This is a genomic window from Pirellulales bacterium (genome assembly GCA_019694455.1).
Lineage (GTDB): Bacteria > Planctomycetota > Planctomycetia > Pirellulales > JAEUIK01 > JAIBBY01.
This window is the reverse complement of the sequence record JAIBBY010000023.1, coordinates 38580-57721: the sequence shown is the minus strand read 5'-3', so window position 1 is coordinate 57721 and position 19142 is coordinate 38580. Positions and strand designations below refer to the sequence as shown.

Sequence of the window (19142 nt, the reverse complement as noted above, 5' to 3'; positions counted from 1 at the left end):
AAGGGCGATAGTTTCGGCGCTGGTTAACGCTGGCGCGCCATTTCCAAAAACTGCTGGTAACGGGCTTGCATCTCGGCGAGGCTGTCGCCGCCAAATTTATCGACGAGCGCGGTGGCGATCTCAAAGGCCACCACGTTTTCCACAATCACGCTGGCTGCGGGCACGGCGCACACGTCGCTGCGTTCGTAATTGGCCGACTCGGGCTCTTTGGTGCGCAGATTGACCGATTCCAACGGTTTGCGCAGCGTGCTGATCGGCTTCTTGGCGGCGCGAATCACCAGCGGTTGCCCGTTAGTCATGCCCGCCTCCAGACCGCCGGCGTTGTTAGTGGGGCGCAGGTAGCCCAGGCTCTTGGAGTCGCGCGCGGCCGGATCAAAGGCGATGGCGTCGTGAACTTGCGAACCGCGGCGGCGCGCGGCCTCGAAGCCCAGTCCGATCTCGACCCCCTTGATCGCTTGCACCGCCATCACGGCCTGCGCCAGTCGGCCGTCGAGCTTGCGGTCCCATTGGGCATGAGTGCCAAGCCCAAACGGCAAGCCCTCGACGCGGACCTCGACAATGCCCCCGAGCGTGTCGCCGTCTTTGCCGCAGGCGTCGATAAGGCCCTTGATCTCGTCTTCTTTGCTGGGATCGAGGATGGCCAATTCGCTGGCGTCGCGCCGGGCGCGCTGCTCGTCGAGCGACCCGGCCAACGGCTCCGCGCCAATGCCGCCCAACTCGACCACATAACCAAATGCGATAATGCCAAATGGCGCCAATAGCTGCTTGGCCAGTGCGCCGGCGGCTACACGCGCCGCCGTCTCGCGAGCGCTGGCCCGTTCCAGCACGCCGCGGATCGAGCCCAGATATTTGATGGCGCCGGTCAGGTCGCCATGGCCGGGCCGGGGGCGATCGAGATCGCCCAACCGCTCCAGCTTGTAGTCTTTGTTGGCGACTTCCAGGGCGATGGGGCTGCCGAGGGTGCGGTTTTGCCAGATGCCGCTCTTGATGTCGACCTGGTCGGTTTCGATGCGCTGGCGGCCACCACGACCATAGCCCCCCTGACGGCGGCGCAGCTCAACGTCGATCGGCGCGCGGTCGATCTCGACGCCTGCCGGGAAGCCGTCGATCAAGGCGATGAGCGCCTTGCCATGCGATTCGCCAGCGGTCCAGTAGCGCAAGGTCATTGATATTTGCTAGTTACAGAAATGTGCGAAAGTTGGGATCAGCCCACGGCGCGCATGCGCAGCCGCCAATCGGCGACTTCGCGCGAGCCGACCCCTCGCCAATTTTATCTGGACGCGCAGAACGCCGATAGGTCGATTGCCGGTCCGTGAGGCGGGCCACACCCGCCGTAGTTTGCGGTGGCCGAGCAGCTTGCTTCGAGGCTGCAGTTCAAAATCAATATGGCTCGATTTGTGGCATGGTTGTTGCTTTACAGGAAAATCCCCCCGATCAATCTCCGCTCTTGCACGCCTTGCGTGGGCAACTTGACGCTAACAGCGCGAAAATGGCCAGCACCTATCAGAAACTGCGCGATTTGATCGACGGCGTGCCCGTGGCCATGTTGACCATTGCCAACGGCCGCCGCACGCTGCGCAGCCGCCCGATGCTGGCACAAGAGGAACCGTTCGATGGCACGCTCTGGTTCTTTACCCGAGCCGACGCGCCGGCAGAAGCGCAGCTTGCTGGCGAGCCAGTGAACGTCAGTTATTCGTCGCCGAGCGACAGCCGCTATGTGTCCGTTTCCGGAGTCGCCCGCGTGGTGCGCGATCCACAGGCGCTGACCCAACATTGGCGTCCCAACTATCTGTCCTGGTTTCCAGAGGGACTGAACGATCCGCACCTCGCGCTGCTGCGTATCGAGGCGCAAGAGGCGGAGTACTGGGACCTGGCTTCCGGCAAGCTCGTGCAATTGCTGGGCTTCGGCTGCTCGCTCTCGGCCGGCCAGCCGCGCGAACCGGGAGAGCACGAGCGCTTTGAGATGGATCACGGGCGGCTGAAAGAGCAACCTGCCGAATGAAATCGTCCGACGCGCCGGCGCGGCGCCTCACGCCCGCGGATGAAACCGCGCATGCACCGACTTCAACCGTCGATGATCGACGTGCGTGTAGATTTGCGTGGTGGCGATGTTGGCGTGCCCCAGCAACTCCTGCACCTGTCGCAGGTCGGCGCCGCCAGTAAGCATGTGCGTGGCAAAGCTGTGCCGCAGCGTATGCGGGCTGACATCGGGGTCGGCGCCGGCGCGGATGGCGTACTTCTTTACTAGCTCCCAGATCCGCTCGCGGCGCAGACGATCGCCGCGGCGCGATAGCAGCAGCCATTCGGGCGCCGGCTGGCGCAGCGCGGCCGACTGTGGCCGCTCGTGTTCCAGATACGCGCGCATCGCCTCAATGGCGCGACGGCCGAGTGGCACCATCCGCTCCTTGTTCCCTTTGCCTCGGCAGCGGCAGTGTCCTTCGTCGGCGTGCGTGTCGCGCAGCCGCAGATTCGAAACCTCCGACGCGCGGCAGCCAGTGGCGTAGAGCAATTCCAGCAGTAGTCGATCGCGCCGCCACAGGCCATCGGCGGCGCGTGGCGCCTCGAACATCTTGTTCACCACCGCGGTCGACATGACTTGCGGCACCCGCTGCCACAGCTTGGGGCTGCCCAATAGCTCGGCGCGGTTCTCGGCCAACACCCCTTCAAGCTGCAAGTAGCGACAGAGCATCTTGAGCGACACCAGATGCCGCGCGATCGACGAGGGCGCGAGCGCGCGCCGCGACAGCCAGGCCGGATAATCAGACAAGTCGGAGATCGTCAGCGCGGCGACCGAGCGGCCGGCGAGCCATTCGCGAAAGTGCCGCAGGTCGCGCTCGTACGCCATCACCGTATTGGCCGACAGGTGGCACTCGTTGCGCAAATACGCGCTGAAATTCGTCAGCCAATTGCCGCTGTCCACCGTCTGGCGCTGGCTGGGCGGCAACACCTGTCGTCGTTTGACCATCGCTGCGTCTCGGGAGTTTTGGCCCCACTGGGGGAGTTGGCGCCATCCGCCGTACCCTTCTCATCGACCACCGTCGGGCAGGGAATGGACGGCCCTTTTTCGCCGGCGCCGCACTTGCCCCCCGCGACGTCGCCAACGACGCTATATTCTGCCTGTTCGTTATGGTTTATTGGCCGGGGGACTTTCTCACGTGAACATACTCGTGGTTGGCGGCGCCGGCTATGTCGGCAGCCACGCCGCTCGCTATCTCGCGCAACAAGGCCACGAGGTGTGGGTTTATGACAACCTCTCGCAAGGGCACCCTGCGGCGGTGGCGGCTGGCCGGTTGATCGAAGGCGACCTGGCCGACCGTCCGCGCCTGGAGGCTGCGCTCCGCGAGCGGCGGATCGAAGCCGTGATGCACTTTGCCGCCTTTGCGCTTGTGGGCGAGTCAGTGACCGATCCGGCGCGCTACTATCAAAACAACGTCGTAGCGGCGCTGACGCTGCTGGACGCGATGCGCTCCGCCGGCGTCTCCAAGATCGTCTTCTCCAGCACCACCGCCACCTATGGCGCGCCCGAGCGCGTGCCAATCGCCGAGTCGACGCCGCAGCGGCCGATCAACCCCTATGGCTTCACCAAACTGGTGATCGAGCGCGCCCTGGCCGATTACGCCGCCGCTTATGGTTTGTCGTACGCGGCGCTGCGCTACTTCAACGCGGCCGGCGCGGCGGCCGCTGGCGATATTGGCGAAGACCATGACCCCGAGACGCATTTGATTCCGCTGGTGCTCCAGGTTGCGCTGGGACAGCGCGACGCCATCACCATTTTTGGCGACGACTATCCCACGCCCGACGGCACCTGCGTGCGCGATTATGTGCATGTCGACGATCTGGCGGCCGCGCATCTGTTGGCGCTGGAAAAGCTGGCGCCCGGCGTCGGCCTGCAAATGAATTTGGGCAGCGGAAGCGGCGCCAGCGTGCGCGCGGTGATCGAGTCGTGCCGCCGCGTGACGGGCCACTCCATCCCGGTCGCCATCGGTCCGCGCCGCCCCGGCGATCCGCCAGAGCTGATCGCCGATGCGAGCTTGGCGCGGCAGTCGCTGGGTTGGCGGCCGCGCTACACCGAACTCGACGAGATCGTCGCCAGCGCCTGGCGCTGGCATCAATCGCATCCACGCGGCTACGACGACTAGACGGAGGGGCGCCATGTCCGCGCGTTCGATCGCCATTGTGCCTTTGTCGCAACTGGTCCCTGGCCAGGAGGCCGATCTATTCGCGCTGTTGTCGGCCAAGGAGGAGCTGACCACGCGCGACGGCAAGCGCTATTGCCGCGTCGCCTTTCGCGATCACGCGCGCGAGGTGAGTTTTCCGATCTGGGCCGAGTCGCCGCATGCCGCCGACTGCGCGGCGAACTGGACCGTGGGCGCCTTTTACAAGCTGCGCGCCGCCTATCGCCAAACCAATTACGGTCCCCAGCTCGACATCGAGCGGATTCGCCAGATCACCGACGCCGACCGCGCCGACGGCTTCGACCCGGCGATGTGCCGTCCGCGGTCGCGCTTCGATGTCGAGGCGCTGCACGCCGAGTTGTTGCGAGTGGCGGAGACGGAGATTCGCCGGCCCGAGCTGCAGTCGCTGGCGGTCGACCTGCTGACCGAACATCGCGAGGCGATTTGCGCGCTGCCCGCCTCGGAGCGGCTGCACCACGCCTACGCCGGTGGTTGGCTCGAGCACACGCACAGCACGCTGACGACGGCGATTTTTCTGGCCGATCGTTACTTGGCGCAATATCCCGACCTGCGCCCGCCGCTCGATCGCGATCTGGTCGTGGTCGGCGCGCTATTGCACGATATCGGCAAACTGCGCGAGCTAGCGCCGACGCCGCTCGGCGCCGAGCTCACGGCGCCTGGCCATCTGATCGGCCACATCGTGCAGGGGCGGGACCTGGTGCGCGAGGCCGCGGCCGGGCGCGACATCGAGCCTGAGCTATTGCTGCGGCTGGAGCACGTTTTACTGTCGCACCACGAAACGCCCGAGTACGGCGCCCCCAAGCCGCCGATGACCCCCGAGGCGCTGTTGGTGCGCTACGCCGACGATATCGACGCCAAGTTCCACATGTTCACGCAAGCGCTGGCCAGCGACACCGGTGACGGCCCGGTGACGTCAAAGAAGAACGCGCTGGGCCGCCACATTTATCGCGGTGAGTGAGCGGCCCGGCGGTGGGAAACCTCGACACTTTTGCGGCAGCGCAGCCAGCGAAAAACGGAAGCTGCGGGCGATCATTTGCGGTGGATTGGTCGATCGAATACTGTGGTTGACTGTTCTTTTCATCCCATGCGCAGTGCAGGCAGGTTCTCGCGGCCGGCGCGCGAGAATTGATGGGACAGTTTATGCGCTTCTCCGTGCGGCCCTTGCTGAACGCGGCCGCAATCATATTTCTGACGCTCGCCTCCGCCGAAATCGTGGCGCGCCTGGATGACTATTTGCGGCAAGGAGTTCGCCTCAATGCGTCTCCCGATCCCGAACGCGATCTGCAGATTATCGACGCGCGCGGGAGGCATGGCACACCACATGGCGCGTATAAACGCTGGCGACTCAATCGCTGGGGCTTCAATGCCCCTGAACTGTCACTGATCCCCGCCAGCGGCGTCGATCGCGTAATGGTCCTCAGCGCCTCCGAGGCCTTTGGACTCTTCGAGTCGCCCGGCAAGGAGTTTCCGGCTCAACTCGACACGCTTCTGCGCCAGCACGGCGACTACGAAGTGGTGAACGCGTCGGTGACCGGCATGACGGTCGGCGCCATGAACGGATATTGGCGAAATTGGGTCGGTCGCTTTCGGCCCGCGATCGTGATTGTTTACGCCTCGCCCTTGTTTTATCTGAGCGACATACCGCCCGACGTGGGCAGCAAAGCCAACTACCGATTGTTCTTGCCGCCGCCGAAATTTCAATCGCGCTTCGTTGGTCGCTTGCGCGACCTGGTCGATGTTCCACAGTTCGCGCAGGATTGGCTCGACCAACGAGCGATTGCCGCTCAGATCGCCAACAAGCCAGTCGATTGGCTGTTTGAATCGCCGCCTCTCGATCGACTCGACCTGTTCGAGTCGCATGTGCGCATGCTCTGCGAACAAATAGTCGCCGCCGGCGGCCGGGTGGTGCTGTGCACCCATGCCGTTGACGCATTGCCGCCATTCTCGCCAGCGGAACTACGCCAGTTCGAGAGTGGTCGAGTCCACCTGCCGCGCGCCACTGCCGCCACGCACGCGCAATTTCACGTGGCGGGCAATCAGCGCCTGCGCCAGTTCGCTGCGCGCAGCGGATATTCGCTCGCCGACATCGACGCCGCCCTGAGCGGTCAGGCGCGCTACTTCGCCGATCTGGCGCACTTCACGGACCAAGGCGCCGAGCGCGTCGCCCAACTTCTTGATCAGTCGCTCTCTTCGCTGAGCAAGCAATTGCCGTCAGCGCGACCATAGTCTCACACGCGATTGGGCCGCCGTCCTTTGCTCTTCAACAGCTACATCTTTCTGTTCGGCTTTCTGCCAGTCGCTTACCTGGTGTTTTGGTCGCTGCGCTCGGCATCGTCGCGCTATGTTTGGCTGACCGTGACCGGCTATGTCTTCTACGGGTATTGGGATCCCCGTTTTTGCTTGCTGATGGCTTTCTCCACGCTGGTCAGCTACACGGCGGGACTAGGGTTCTTGTTCGCCAAGACACAGCGCGCGCGGAACGTCATTCTGATCATCCCGATCACGGTCGACTTGTTGCTGCTGGGGTTTTTCAAGTACACCCGATTCTTGCTGGAAAGTGTGGTCGACGTGGCCCAGAGCCTCGGCTATTCGTATCACGTCGCGATTCCTGAGATCGTGCTGCCCGTGGGCATCTCGTTCTACACCTTTCACACGATCAGCTACATCGTCGACGCCTATCGTGGCACGATTCGACCTACGCGCAATTTGTTTGAGTTTTCGGCGTACGTTTCGCTGTTCTCGCAATTGGTCGCCGGCCCGATTGTCCGCTTTCGACAGATCGAGCAAGACCTGGAGAACCTCGGCTCCGCCGATCGCGCTCGCTGGCTGCCGTTGGGCATCTCGTATTTTGTGTATGGCCTGGCCGAGAAAGTGTTGCTGGCCGACGCGCTGGCCAATCTGGTCGATCCCGCGCTCGCTCAATATCAAGAGTTGTCGACGGCGGGCGCGTGGCTGGCCATGATCGGCTATAGCATGCAGCTTTATTTTGACTTTTGCGGCTACAGCGACATGGCGATCGGCCTCGGTTATCTCTTCGGCCTGCGCATCCCGCTAAACTTCAACTCCCCCTACAAAGCGCTCGATCCCTCCGATTTTTGGCGCCGCTGGCACATCTCTTTGTCGCTGTTCCTGCGCGATTATTTGTACATCCCGTTGGGAGGCAATCGATACGGCCGCTCCGCCACGTTCCGCAATCTGCTGATCACGATGCTGTTGGGCGGCCTGTGGCACGGCGCCAACTGGACCTTTGTGCTGTGGGGCGCCTATCACGGCGCCCTGCTGATTGCCTATCACCTTGCCGCCGCGCCGTGGGACCGATTGCCGTCGGCGGCGCGTCAGCTCGCCACGTTCGCGCTCGTGCTTGTCGGCTGGGTCCTGTTCCGATCCACCGACCTCAACATGGCCGCCAATCTGCTGAACACCATGTTTCTTCCGCGTGGCGGACTGCTCATCGGCGATCCACTCGCCTGGACAACGCTGTTGGCCATCGCGGTTTCTTGGGCGATGCTCGGTCCCAACGCGGAGGACATCCACCGCGACTTCCGCTGGAGCGACCGCCATGGCCTGGCGCTGGCGGTCACCTTTGGCGCCTGTCTGGCCATTATGGCCGGCCACGCCAACTCGCCATTTCTTTATTTTCAATTCTGAGCGCCCGGCGGGGATGTTCCGACCGGAGTTCTAGCCACTCGCCACCAGCCACTACTCTCACCGCACGTCCGGCTTGCGCGGCTCGTCTCCCGGCTTCAGCCCAAACAAAAAGTGCATCAGGTCGCGCGTGCCCAAGAGTCGTGGGCTGCCGAACATCTCCCCTGCGGAGTAGCCCGCTGTGAAACCTTGCTGCATTGCGAAGGCCTTCACGCGCTCGATCACATGCGCCTTCTCGGGCGGAAACTGCGTCTGGTAGCAGCGGATGCTTTCCATCTTCTGGTCGATCGTGTCGCCGATGTCGACCACCAGATGACTGGCCATGTCGGTGATTTCGCGCGAACTGAACGCCAACGTGTAATAGAGTTGCATCGCAATGGTGTGGACCGGCAGATCGTCGAAATAGTGCTCCCACTTCGACAGCCGCGAATAAAAGATGGCCGCGTCCGTGATTTGCATCGCCTGCCAATGGTCGGGCGAGGCGAGCGGTGTCTTTTCGCCAAAACCCAGCACCAGCTTGGGGCGATAACGGCGAAACTCTTTGGCCAGCGCCACGCGGGCTTCAAAGGTGTCGAACAGCCGCCGATTTGGCAGCCCCAGTTGCACCCGTGTATGCACGCCCAATGTCTGCGCCGCGCGCTCGGCCTCGGCCAGTCGCGCCTCGGGGCCGGGCGAGCCGGGGGTTGGCTCGCCATCGGTCAGGTCGATGATGCCGACCCGGTATCCTTGCCGCACCAACTTGGCCAACGTGCCGCCGCAGGCGATTTCGACATCGTCGGGATGCGCCCCGACCGCGATCACATCCAACCGGTCTGTCTCAGCCATCGGCGCCTTCCCGTGCCAAAGTGTGAACGATGCCCGCCTCGCCGCGCTGATTGTGGCGGGTGGTCAAAAGGAGTGCAAACGCGCGGGCTAACTGGCCAGCGCCATCGGCTCCGCCTGTGGCGGCTGAAACTCGGAGCCCAGCAACTCGATCAATTGATCGGCGCTGAGGCTTTGCAGGTCGTACGTCTTTTCAAGCTGGCGAATCATGGCGGGCAAGCGGTGTCGCAAATCACCTCGTTGCGGCTTTGTATCCACGATTCGTCTGCGCTGGCGACCCGTCACGGGATCCCAATAGAGCCTGTCGATGACTTCGAAAATACAAGGAATCCGAGTCAGGAACAGCCGCTTCATCACCTCTTCAGTCGACTTTTCTAGTTTTGAAACGGGACCGACCAGGAACAACCGATTGTAGACCGGAGCGATCTGAAGAATGCGCCAGGCGATGCATAGCAAATGGCGATAGTAGTGCCGTGTGTTATTTGGCTCATAGATGTAGCGGTAATCGTTCTTGACGATGCGCCGATTGTCGCTGGCCGGGCACACTCCTTCAAAGTAGAACAGCGTGAGCCAGGTCCAGAGGCCGGCATTGGCCTCCACCTCGTGTGCCGGCAATGGCGCCAGCAGGGCGGTCAGATATTCCGCCGCCTCCCTCTTGTTGGCGAATTGGCGTGGCGCCACTTCGATGCTCGGCCTGACCAGTTCGGTCATCGAGTCGTCTTCTAACAGCGCGGTTGGCACGAGTGTCGCTGGTGTTTGCCGGCACTCGGCCAGGAAACGGCGAAAGGCCTCGATGCCTTGCTGGTTGAATTGCCGCAGTCTCATGACTCGCCCTCGTTCAGCGCGGCGGCTGCCTCGCGATAGCGAGTTTTCAGGTCGTGCTTCTGGCAAAAGGCCTCGACCACGTCGGCGATCCACTCCTCGCGGGCATCGCCGTCGCCCATTTCCGGCGACGGCTCGCGCATCGGGTGCAGATCGCGGCCAAAATTGAGCCAGGCGACCGCCCAATGGTCTTTGTCGTCCTCCTCCGAGCTACGATTCTCTTCGATCGCCTGATGCAGCACCTGCCGCATCGCCTCGGGAAAGACGATCGCGTAGAAAAGCGCGTCCGATCCGGCGCGCTCGGCCAACTCGGGCACGTCGCGGTTGACCAGCAAGCTGACGTACTGGTCTTTGAACTCCAACGCCCAGAGTCGATGGCCCAAGGAGTCGCTTGGCTCAATGGCCAAAATGCCGCGCCGGCCGCTGATGGTGTCGTCGCCAGAACGCTCCACCTGAATGCCGTCGGAGACGCCGAGCAAACGGCCAAAACGCTGCTGTTGATCGACAATCTTGAGCGAGAAGATGATGCGTTTCGACTCCAGACCGGTCAGTTCGCCATGCGCGGCCAACATGTCGTCGCCGGTGGCGCCCGCCGGAAATCGGAGCACGCGATTCGAGCCGGCGCAGGTGGCTTCCAGAAACACGGCGGCGCCGGGCGGAAATTGCGTCCCGTTCAAGTCGACCTGGGCGTTGAACGAACGGGGCGCCCCGTCAAGCAACTCGATTTTCACATGCTGCCGCGTCACGCGCTTGCGGCCGGTGAAGTTGACCCGCTTAATCATGCTTCGACCTCCGTCGCGGCCGACACATCATCGACGCGCACCAGCAAATCGCGATGCTCGTCGAAGCCGTCGATTTCGAAGCGAAATTCTGGTTGCAGATTGTTGAGCGTCACCACATTTCCCTTGTTGCGTTTGGCTTCGACCCCCGCGCCGCGCGGCGGCAACTGTCCTGGGGCTGTGCCAATCTCAAAGTCGAATGGGCTCCAATGTCGTAGCGGATCGCCGCTCACCAGGTCGTAGGCGCACGACACGCGCAAGCGCGCTTTTTCTGGCAGCGCGGCGTCACGCGCGTGCGACACGGTAAAACCTCCCTGCCGCTGCTGGATGCGATACCAGTTGTGGCTGGGCTCTAAATCGCCGAGCCGCGCGGATTGGGGATCGTCGTTGCCGGGGCGCGGCTGTCTTTGCGGCGCGGCTCGCTCGTCGACGGCGAAGAAGTCGCTCAGCAAATCAAAGTTGGGTTCGGTGATCGGCGGCGTCAGCGCGTCGTACAAATAATCGACCATCTTGCTGACAAAATGCACGCGCCCTTTCCAGACCTTCCAAGTTGCGTTCGGGCGTTCGCTGGTAGTCTCCCACTCTTCATGCGATGGGCCTTCGGTGTCGCCCAAAAGCTCGGCGAGCGGCCCCTTGTCGACGATCACCAACGATTGGACGCCGTGCTTGCCCACGCGCGCTGACTGCTTGACAATCGTCATCCCTTCCCGCACGAAGTAGCTTTCAAAGCGATCGGCAGGACCGCGCTGGCGCAAGTAGGCGTCGAGCAGTCCTTCGACGGCCGGTTCTTCGCGGCGCGGCAGCGCAATTCGAACTCGCACGCCGATCAACTCGCCGTTCTTGAATCGTTCCTGAAGCCGCGCCTTATCGGCGTCTGCAAACTCGATATCGCTCCACTTGGGCACGGCGTGAACACCGAGCAACACAGTTTGCGCGCTGGGCGGAGAGTTCAAGCATTTTGTGATGAACGACACGGGCGGCTTCTGGTTCCATTTTCCCGATTTTTTCGGATTCCATTCGATCCCATCGCAGATATCCGCGAGCGAATGTCGGTCGAGTTGTTGTGGCGGCAAATCGGGCCCGGAAACCTCGACCACCAAATCGCCGCACAATATGCGAGCAAAGAACTGAATCGCCACCGCCTTGAGAATGAGGCTGGCCTTCAATTCGGCGGGCACGAATGGCGCCACGACCGATAGCCCCGGTTCGTCGCGGCGGGACAAATGCCACTCGCGGGCGAACTGCTCTTGTTCTGCCGGGTCGTCGATGGGGAGTGGAATTGGATCGTCCGGCCGATTGGCGCACCAGTAGCCTTCTGGCACGTATTCTTGTCCGTCGACTTTATGAATCTGCAGCACCGCCTGCCCCATCAGCGAACGCTGTCGATCGGAGCGGCGGATCGATAGACCAAACATGCAATCCGCGCGGCTGGCGGCGCGATACACCGTCTTGCCCAGCCCCCAGCGCCCCAAATCGTCGTTTGATTTGCCGCTGATGCCGATGTTTCGCCAGAACCAGAAGAAGTCTTGTCGCGAAATCTCCCCGGCAGGTGGATCATCTTTGCGGCGAGGATCGCCTTCCAGTCCGCGCGTGCCAAAATCTTCGCACACCAAGTAATGGCAAGGATCTGATGGCGCGCCATTGGCCGCAAATGCCAGCTTCTTTCCTAATGGCGCGCGCAGCCGCGCGAAATAGTGGACCAATCGGTCGGTGGGTGGCGCCTCGTCTGGACCGTGCAGCGCAAACCGCACGCGCACCGTTTCGCCCTCGGCCCCGGCGTCGATGGCGTTCTGCAGGACTTCGCGCACCAAGGCCGCCGTGCCGGCGTATTCATCCTCGCGCGCTTGTTTGTCTTTGAACAGCACCGCTTCCTGCGGTGCGCGGCGCGGATCGCCGGGACGCTGCACGGCGAATACCCAACTCCCCATTTCTGGCCCTCATTGCTTACACTGTGGATCGGCCACGATTATTGTCTGCCGAACCGGTCGATTGCCAGTATTTTGAACGACCAGCGGTAATTGATCGTTGATTTGGAGACATCGGCCGCCCATTCTCTTGCCCGTTTCGCCATCGCCGGGAGGGGGGTTTGTATCGCGGCGATGGGCGGTGGAGAATCACGCGAAATCATCATTCTTGGCCGAGGCGGCGTGTGAAGCGACTACTAGGACGATTCTATCTGTGGCTGTTTGGCTGGACGGTCAACCCGACCAAGCCGCCGATCAACAAGTGCGTGGTGCTGGCCGCGCCGCACACCAGCAACTGGGACGTGCCGGTGATGCTCGCCATGAGTTGGGTGATTGGCGTGCGCATCAGTTGGGTTGGCAAGCACACGCTCTTCAAGCCGCCGTTGGGCTGGCTCATGCGGCTAATTGGCGGCGTGCCAGTCGATCGTCGCTCGCGCAACAACGCCGTCGAGCAAATGGCGGCCGAGTTCAAACGTCGCGACGAACTGTATTTGATGGTCACGCCCGAGGGCACCCGCAGCCGCGCCGACTATTGGAAGAGCGGCTTTTATTACATCGCGGTGGAGGCGGGCGTGCCGATCGTCTTGGGCCTGCTCGACTTCAAGCGGCGCTACGGCGGGCTGAACGAAGTGCTCTACCCGACCGGCGACATCCACAAAGACATGGATCAGCTTCGCGCGTTCTACGCCGGCGCCAGCGGCAAATACCCGGAGTGCTTTGGCCCGATCCGGCTCAAGGAAGAAGCCGAGGCGGCGCAGGCTCGATGACCCCGGCCAGATGGTGAGCCAGTCGCGTCTCACGTTCTTACGGCATCCACCCTCGTAATAGGGTGGAAATTATCAGCGCAAATTCATTTGAATGTGGACATCGCCGGCACTAAAAGTACCGCCGGGGGATCCATCCACACTTGTCGGGAGAATGCTCATGAGCCGCTGTTTATTGTGCTGCGCGCTGGCGCTTGCGATTTGGACGGATAATTGCGCGGTGGCCGCCACCTATGGGCCATTTGCTGACTTGAAGGAGACGATCGACGTTCCGCAAGGAGACGGCATCGTCATCTCGTTCAGCTTTCCCACCGAGCACAAGGTCACTGGTCCCGTCTCCAACCCGCCACCAAATATTGGAGACACGGTCAAGGACAAAATCACGTACTCGATCGAAATCCCGATCAATTTTTCATTCTTCGCGAATGTCGGCGGCATTGCCTGGCATTCGACCGAGGAACCCGACAACGGTAGCCGCGTCATCACCACCCTCTATGGCGTCGATCTCGATCCTAACGGAACTTCGATGCATTTGACCGGCTTCGACGCGGTCCAGGCCTCGCAGTTGTTGTTCCACGACGAGACGATCATCGGCGCGTCGGGCACGCTCTATTCCGGCGTCTCGCTCGGAACCCCCACGCTCGCCGACTTGCCCTCGCTGCTGCCGGGCTTCGACCTGTCGGTGATCTACGGCGATCCGTCGTCAGTGGTGTACGTGTTTCAAACCACCGTGCCGCACTTCGATATTGCCCCAGAGCCGGCATCGTGGCTGTCGGCGGGCATCGGCGTGGCGGCAATTGTGTGGACATCCTGGCGGCGTCGACGGTGCGAACGGGGTAAGCCGAAATAGGCGAGATCAGGTTCGAATCTCTGCGCCAATAACACGGCCGAAGCAAAGGCCGAGCCAGCCGACAAGGTAAGTGCGCGCCTCCATGCCAGTTCAACTGGCTGAGCCCCGCCCCCTTACGTCGCGTCGGCCCAGTCGAGGCCCGTCTCTTGCTTCACCCGGCGGTCGAAGTCGCCCAACAGGCCGCCGATGATCTCCCAGCCGGCGCGGGTGCGTAGCTCGATGTCGCCCTGCCGATTCACGCGCACCAGACTCTCATCGGTCACGCCCGCCTTGCGCAGTTCGTGTGGCTCGAGCTCCCCCGGCTCGATCACGTTCAGCAGCTTCTTGCCCACCATCTCGATGAACTGCATCGTCATGATTGAATCTTCGCTAGGGCGTCAAGAAAAACTCGGCGCCAAGGCACCGCGCTCGCGTGCCCGCTCATCATAGTCGGCCGCGCGGCGCCGAACTAGCCTTTCGCTCGTTCGCGCGCGGCGGGCTATATTGCCGACCATTGCCTTTCATGGTCAACGGAGCGCTCCTGTGACTGACCCGATCAAACTGCTGATCATTGGCGCTCACCCTGACGACGCCGAGTTCCACGCCGGCGCCCTGGCCGTGCTGTATCGCCGTCACGGCCACCAGGTGCGGATGGTGTCGCTCACCAACGGCGAGGCAGGGCATCAGACGCTGCGCGGCACCGAACTGGTCGCCATCCGCCGCCAGGAAGCCGCGGCAGCCGCCGCGCTCATCGGCGCCGAAAGCGCCGTGTGGGATTATCCCGATGGCCAGCTTGAGCCATCGCTCGCCCTGCGCTGGGACGTGATCCGCGAGATTCGCAGCTATTCGCCCGACCTGGTGCTCACGCATCGCACCTGCGACTACCATCCCGATCATCGGGCGACGGCGCGCGCGGTGCGCGACGCCTGCTATCTGGTCACGGTGCCTGCGATTGTGCCCGACGTGCCGGCGCTGGCCCGCGATCCGGTGGTGATGCACCTGCCCGACCGTTTCACCAAGCCGGCGCCGCTGGCGGCCGATATGGTAGTGGACGCGACCGACGCGTTTGACGCGGTGGTCGACCTGCTGGCGTGTCACCAGTCGCAGGTGTTCGAGTGGCTGCCGTACAACCAAGGCACGCTGCACGAGGTCCCCGCCGCGCCAGCCGACCGCGGCAGTTGGCTCGCCGCCTGGTACGGTCAGTGGCTGCGCCCCATGGCCGGCCGTTATCGCGCGGCGCTGGTAGAGCGCTACGGCGCCGAGCGCGCGAGGCGCATCGAGTACGCCGAGGTGTTCGAGGCCAGCGAGTACGCGGCCCCGCTGGACGCCGCCGCCCGCCAGCGGCTGTTCGGCTTTTTAGCCTAGTTCAGCCTGTCATCGCTCCATCCACCAATCGTGCGCGCGCAAGGCCGCGCGGTAAATCTGCAATCCGTAATAGCGCGCGGCGCCGCCGGGCATCCACCACGGCAAGCGATTGAAAAAGAACGGATCAACCGCCGATTCGCAGCGCAAGTTGCCATCGAGTCGGCACAGGATCTTCGGCGCCAGAATGCGACCGGCGTAGTTCGATAGCGCCACGCCATGCCCGGAGTAGCCAGCGGCATGAAACACGTTCTTCCGTTCGCCGCCGACGCCGAAAGTGGGGAACATATCGAGCGTGACGCCAAGTACGCCCCCCCAGCGATGTGTGAATCGCACGTCGGCCAGCGATGGAAAGAACTCGCGCAGCCGCGCTTCGAGCATCGCGAAGCAGGGGGCGTATTGGTCGCGATAGCCGCCGCTGGCAAAGAGCTGCGCGTCCTCGCCGCCAAAGGCAATGCGGTTGTCGGCCGTCAGCCGGAAGTAATGAATGAAGTTGCGGGCAGTCTCCAGGCTGGTGCGCCGCTGACGCCAGCCGATCGCTTCGAGTTGCGCGTCGGTCAACGGCTCGGTCAGTGAAATGTAGGTGTGCACCGGCGCGATGCGATCGGCCATGAAGCCGAGCGACGCGCCATAGCCGTTGAGCGCCAGCACGGCGGTCTTGGCCGCGACGCCGCCGCGCGGCGTGCGGATCGTCACGCTTTCGCCATCGGACAGCTCGGTGATTGGCGTTTGCTCATAAACGCGTACGCCGAGGCGCTCGACCGCTTGTTTGAGCCCGCGCGCGAGCTTGGCCGGGTTCAAGATCACTGGGTGCGGATCATAGACGCCGATGCGAAACGAGTCGCTTTGAATATGCTCGGCCAGCGCGTCCCCTTCCAGCAACTCATGATCGAAGCCGAGCGTGCGGCCTAGGTCGGCCTCGTGCCGGATGTGCGCGTCGCGCTTCGGCGCCGTCGAAATCAGCAGGTAGCCGGTCGCTTCCAGGTCGCAGGCAATCCGTTCGTCTTCAACAACCCGTTGCAAATGCTTCACCGCTTCGTACATCAGCCGGTACGCGCGCTGGCCGCCGTCGCGCCCCAGTTTCTTCACGGCGTCTGTCAAATCCCAACCGATCAGCGGCATCGCGAAGCCGCCATTGCGGCCGCTGGCGCCGTGGCCGACCACTGCCCGTTCCAACAGCACGATATCCAGATCGGGCCGCGCGCGTTTCAATTCATAGGCGGTCGAGAGGCCCGAGAAGCCGCCGCCGACAATCGCCACGTCGCAGTTGGTGCGCTCCGCCAGCGGCGCGCCCGGCTCGACCTGGATCGTCTCCTGCCAAAAGCTCACTGGCTGATACGCGCCGCCAGCGGCGACCGGCGGGGCGGTGGTGGCGAATGGCCTGTCGTCGAGCACAAGTCGCATGGCATGCCTCACGGTTGGTTGGCCGGCAGCGGGCGAAAGGTCGCCACGTGCAAGCCGCGCGTATTGCTGGTCAGCTCCACCGCTCCGGTGCGCGCGGTGTGCAGCACCCGCGCCCCGGCGCTGCGATACGCCGCCTCGACCGCCGGATCGGCGTCGTGTCCGCCACTCACCACCACCCACTCGGGCAGGCACCACTGGGCCATGCCGCGCGGGTTGCTCCGCGCGCTGCCGTGATGCGGGGCAAGCAGAACGTCGCAATCGATTGGCGCCTCGGCCAACAAGGCGTCGAGGCCGGGCGACTCCAGATCGCCGGTCAATAAGATGCGCCGGCCCGCGTGCTCCACCAACAGCACGATGCTGTTGGCGTTGTCGCTACCCAGTACGCCCGCGGCGGTAGGATGCAGCACTTCGATTTTGCAATCGCCGGCGCGCAGACGCTGCCCGGCTTCCAGGGTGCGCAGCGGGCCCCGCGCGGCGCCGAGCGCGCGCTCCAGTTCCGCCAACGACGCGGCGGGCTGATCGAACATCATCGGCGAGGTGTAGGCCACACCGATCGAAAACTTTTGGGCAAGCTCGGGCACGCCGTTGAAGTGGTCCAGATCGGCGTGCGAGATCACCACCGCGTCGAGATGCGTGATGCCGCGCGACCACAGGTATCCGGCGATGCTCCTCGCCACGCCGCCGGGCGAGCCAAGCTGGCCGCCGTCGTAGAGCAACGTCTGACCGTCGGGCAGTTCGAGCACCACGGCCAAGCCATGCCCGACCGAGAGAAAAGCGCAGCGCAATTCGCTTGGTGTGCTATTGCGCTGCGCGCTGGGGACGGTGGCCAGCGGGCGCGACGCTTCGGCCGGAGCCCGCAGCGCCAGTCCACAGGCGACCCATCCAGCGAATAGCGCCACCAGCCAGCGACGTGGCGGTCGCCAACCGCCCAGGATCACCAACACGAGCAGGCCGCCATAGAAGCCGACGAGCCACCACTCGGCGGGGCCGGGGAGCCATGTGTGTCCCCAGCGAAGTTGCGCCCCGCCGCGCACCAAGGCATCGAGCGCGGCGAGGCTGGCGTCGCAGACCGCGCCAAAGGCGCGCGCCAGCGGTGGCGCGACAAGACCAGTGGCCAATACGCCAAAACCGGAGAGTAGCGCTAGCGCCACTGGTCCCCACGCCAAAAGGTTGAGCGGAATTGCGATTGGCGCCGCCACGTGAAACCGCGCCAGCACCAGCGGCAGCGTGACGCCCCACACCACGGCGCTGGCCAAAAGCGCTTGCGCCGCGCGGCGCATTGTCCAGCGCGCGGCGCGGGTAGGCCAGGGGCGCGAGTCGGCGATCAGCCGATCGAGCGGATCGCGAATCTCGCCGAGACGGGCGATCCACGGCCCCGCGCCAAAGAGCGCGGCCACAGAAAGAAACGATAACTGCGTGCCGGTGTCGAACAGATCGGCGGGGCTCAGACACAGCACCACTAGCGCCGCGGCGGCCAGGCCATTGAACAGCCGCGTCTGACGTCCCCAGGCGAGCGCCAGACAGGCCAGCACCACTAAGGTGGCGGCTCGCGCGACCGGCGCGCCCGAGTCGGCCAACAGCGCGTAAGAAATGGTGAGCGCCGCGACGGCCGCCAACGCCAAGCGCTGCGGCGCCCAACCAAGTCGCAGCAGCAAAAAGAGCCCGCCGGCGAGCATGCCGACGTGCAGTCCAGAGATCGACAGAATGTGGACCGTGCCGGTCTCCAGAAATTCTTCGTTCCGTTCGGGGGTCAGTTCGTCGCGCAATCCCAAGAGCAGCGCGGCGGCCAGATGCGCTTGCCGCGGCGCCAGGCTAGCGCGCAGCAGCGACTGCCCGCGAGCGCGGACCGCGTCGAGGTCGATTGGCCAACGCCAGTGGTCAGCGCTGTTTTGATTTGTGACACACTCGGGAAAGTCTGACCACACCTGCGCCAGCCGGCGGCGGCCACGTTCGCGCGCGGCAAAGTCGAACTCGCCCGGATTGCGCGCCGCGCGCGGCGCGCTCAGGCGGCCAAACACGCGCAACTGATCTCCGGCCGCGATGCCGCCCAGCGGCCCGTCGACCGTGACGAGCGCTTCGCCAGCCGCCGCTTGCCAGGTGGCGCCGTCGCGCACTCGCGCCACGCGCACCGTCAGTCGGCTGCGCTCGCCGCTGGTGAAGGCGCGGAGCGGCGTGGGCTCTTGCGGCGGCAGGCGGCGTGGCGACTCAAGCGCGGTCGCTTCCAGGCAAATCGGCTGGGGCGCTTCGGCGGCGGCCAGGGCAATGTCGCGCGCGTCGAACAGATTCCAGCGAGTATGATGCCAGGCGGCGCCTGCCAGGCCGGCGGCTATCAATAGAAGCGCCGTGGCCGCCGCCAGGCGAGCGCGCCGCGCGGCCATGTTCCAAGCGACCAGCGCCATGCCAGACAGTAGCCACGCTGCCCAGGGCGCGACGACGATCTGCCGGTCGAGCGCCACACCCGCGCACACGGCCGCCAACACGAGCGCCAGCGGTTGATAGCTAGCGCGAGTCGGCGCGCGGCGATGTGAAGGCGCAAGTTCCATCGCAAGGTGCGA

Annotated in this window: 17 protein-coding genes; 8 read left to right on the top strand and 9 right to left on the bottom strand. The window is 64.0% G+C overall.

Annotation, left to right across the window (positions count from 1 at the left end; all coding sequences use genetic code 11):
• Positions 1-23: 23 nt before the first annotated feature.
• On the bottom strand, positions 24-1160 hold the full coding sequence (gene aroC / locus K1X71_11315) for a chorismate synthase (GenBank protein ID MBX7073725.1): 1137 nt from the start codon (positions 1158-1160) through the stop codon (positions 24-26).
• A gap of 242 nt (positions 1161-1402) precedes the next feature.
• Here aroC and K1X71_11310 point away from each other — a divergent pair, with 242 nt between their 5' ends.
• Entirely contained in the window at positions 1403-2002 is a 600-nt protein-coding gene (locus K1X71_11310) for a pyridoxamine 5'-phosphate oxidase family protein (GenBank protein MBX7073724.1), read from the top strand.
• A 27-nt stretch (positions 2003-2029) separates the two neighbouring features.
• Here K1X71_11310 and xerD read toward each other — a convergent pair whose 3' ends face one another.
• Positions 2030-2965, bottom strand: coding sequence for a site-specific tyrosine recombinase XerD (xerD, locus tag K1X71_11305; GenBank protein MBX7073723.1), 936 nt, complete (start codon positions 2963-2965; stop codon positions 2030-2032).
• Between the two features lie 190 nt (positions 2966-3155).
• Between xerD and galE the strand changes: the two genes are divergently transcribed.
• The 4 genes from galE to K1X71_11285 all read left to right on the top strand — a co-directional run bounded on the left by galE (position 3156) and on the right by K1X71_11285 (position 7844).
• Positions 3156-4139 (top strand): UDP-glucose 4-epimerase GalE, encoded by a 984-nt coding sequence (gene galE / locus K1X71_11300; GenBank protein MBX7073722.1) that lies wholly within the window; start codon positions 3156-3158, stop codon positions 4137-4139.
• A gap of 13 nt (positions 4140-4152) precedes the next feature.
• On the top strand, positions 4153-5154 hold the full coding sequence (locus K1X71_11295; protein MBX7073721.1) for an HD domain-containing protein: 1002 nt from the start codon (positions 4153-4155) through the stop codon (positions 5152-5154).
• 170 nt (positions 5155-5324) lie between these two features.
• On the top strand, positions 5325-6422 hold the full coding sequence (locus K1X71_11290; protein MBX7073720.1) for a hypothetical protein: 1098 nt from the start codon (positions 5325-5327) through the stop codon (positions 6420-6422).
• A 12-nt stretch (positions 6423-6434) separates the two neighbouring features.
• Positions 6435-7844 carry an MBOAT family protein gene (locus K1X71_11285; GenBank protein ID MBX7073719.1) on the top strand — a complete coding sequence of 470 codons (1410 nt, stop codon included), beginning with the start codon at positions 6435-6437 and terminating at the stop codon, positions 7842-7844.
• A 57-nt stretch (positions 7845-7901) separates the two neighbouring features.
• Here K1X71_11285 and K1X71_11280 read toward each other — a convergent pair whose 3' ends face one another.
• From K1X71_11280 to K1X71_11265, 4 genes are all read right to left on the bottom strand, one after another.
• Entirely contained in the window at positions 7902-8666 is a 765-nt protein-coding gene (locus tag K1X71_11280; protein MBX7073718.1) for a PIG-L family deacetylase, read from the bottom strand.
• Between the two features lie 87 nt (positions 8667-8753).
• The gene (locus tag K1X71_11275; protein ID MBX7073717.1) at positions 8754-9488 is read right to left on the bottom strand and encodes a hypothetical protein; all 735 of its coding nucleotides are present in this window, start codon (positions 9486-9488) and stop codon (positions 8754-8756) included.
• On the bottom strand, positions 9485-10267 hold the full coding sequence (locus K1X71_11270; protein ID MBX7073716.1) for a hypothetical protein: 783 nt from the start codon (positions 10265-10267) through the stop codon (positions 9485-9487). The genes K1X71_11275 and K1X71_11270 overlap by 4 nt, the downstream gene beginning before the upstream one ends.
• Positions 10264-12192 carry a hypothetical protein gene (locus K1X71_11265; protein MBX7073715.1) on the bottom strand — a complete coding sequence of 643 codons (1929 nt, stop codon included), beginning with the start codon at positions 12190-12192 and terminating at the stop codon, positions 10264-10266. Before K1X71_11265 ends, K1X71_11270 begins: the two co-directional genes overlap by 4 nt.
• Positions 12193-12413: 221 nt before the next feature.
• Between K1X71_11265 and K1X71_11260 the strand changes: the two genes are divergently transcribed.
• Positions 12414-12995 carry a lysophospholipid acyltransferase family protein gene (locus K1X71_11260; GenBank protein ID MBX7073714.1) on the top strand — a complete coding sequence of 194 codons (582 nt, stop codon included), beginning with the start codon at positions 12414-12416 and terminating at the stop codon, positions 12993-12995.
• 157 nt (positions 12996-13152) lie between these two features.
• Positions 13153-13842: a hypothetical protein gene (locus tag K1X71_11255; GenBank protein ID MBX7073713.1), complete on the top strand. Its 690-nt coding sequence runs from the start codon at positions 13153-13155 to the stop codon at positions 13840-13842.
• A gap of 113 nt (positions 13843-13955) precedes the next feature.
• On the opposite strand, the gene K1X71_11250 is transcribed toward K1X71_11255, so the two are convergent.
• Positions 13956-14192, bottom strand: coding sequence for a hypothetical protein (locus K1X71_11250; protein MBX7073712.1), 237 nt, complete (start codon positions 14190-14192; stop codon positions 13956-13958).
• A gap of 172 nt (positions 14193-14364) precedes the next feature.
• Between K1X71_11250 and K1X71_11245 the strand changes: the two genes are divergently transcribed.
• Positions 14365-15186 carry a PIG-L family deacetylase gene (locus K1X71_11245; GenBank protein ID MBX7073711.1) on the top strand — a complete coding sequence of 274 codons (822 nt, stop codon included), beginning with the start codon at positions 14365-14367 and terminating at the stop codon, positions 15184-15186.
• 9 nt (positions 15187-15195) lie between these two features.
• On the opposite strand, the gene K1X71_11240 is transcribed toward K1X71_11245, so the two are convergent.
• Both K1X71_11240 and K1X71_11235 read right to left on the bottom strand, forming a co-directional pair.
• On the bottom strand, positions 15196-16587 hold the full coding sequence (locus K1X71_11240) for an FAD-binding oxidoreductase (protein MBX7073710.1): 1392 nt from the start codon (positions 16585-16587) through the stop codon (positions 15196-15198).
• 8 nt (positions 16588-16595) lie between these two features.
• On the bottom strand, positions 16596-19130 hold the full coding sequence (locus K1X71_11235) for a ComEC/Rec2 family competence protein (protein MBX7073709.1): 2535 nt from the start codon (positions 19128-19130) through the stop codon (positions 16596-16598).
• Positions 19131-19142 lie beyond the last annotated feature (12 nt).

Bases quoted from the DNA above. Each gene is read 5' to 3' on its own strand.
- K1X71_11295 (MBX7073721.1), top strand. From the start codon at position 4,153: ATGTCCGCGCGTTCGATCGCCATTGTGCCTTTGTCGCAACTGGTCCCT.
- K1X71_11235 (MBX7073709.1), bottom strand. From the start codon at position 19,130: ATGGAACTTGCGCCTTCACATCGCCGCGCGCCGACTCGCGCTAGCTAT.
- K1X71_11275 (MBX7073717.1), bottom strand. From the start codon at position 9,488: ATGAGACTGCGGCAATTCAACCAGCAAGGCATCGAGGCCTTTCGCCGT.
- K1X71_11280 (MBX7073718.1), bottom strand. From the start codon at position 8,666: ATGGCTGAGACAGACCGGTTGGATGTGATCGCGGTCGGGGCGCATCCC.
- K1X71_11270 (MBX7073716.1), bottom strand. From the start codon at position 10,267: ATGATTAAGCGGGTCAACTTCACCGGCCGCAAGCGCGTGACGCGGCAG.
- K1X71_11250 (MBX7073712.1), bottom strand. From the start codon at position 14,192: ATGCAGTTCATCGAGATGGTGGGCAAGAAGCTGCTGAACGTGATCGAG.
- K1X71_11290 (MBX7073720.1), top strand. From the start codon at position 5,325: ATGGGACAGTTTATGCGCTTCTCCGTGCGGCCCTTGCTGAACGCGGCC.
- xerD (MBX7073723.1), bottom strand. From the start codon at position 2,965: ATGGTCAAACGACGACAGGTGTTGCCGCCCAGCCAGCGCCAGACGGTG.
- K1X71_11310 (MBX7073724.1), top strand. From the start codon at position 1,403: ATGGTTGTTGCTTTACAGGAAAATCCCCCCGATCAATCTCCGCTCTTG.
- K1X71_11240 (MBX7073710.1), bottom strand. From the start codon at position 16,587: ATGCGACTTGTGCTCGACGACAGGCCATTCGCCACCACCGCCCCGCCG.
- K1X71_11265 (MBX7073715.1), bottom strand. From the start codon at position 12,192: ATGGGGAGTTGGGTATTCGCCGTGCAGCGTCCCGGCGATCCGCGCCGC.
- K1X71_11255 (MBX7073713.1), top strand. From the start codon at position 13,153: ATGAGCCGCTGTTTATTGTGCTGCGCGCTGGCGCTTGCGATTTGGACG.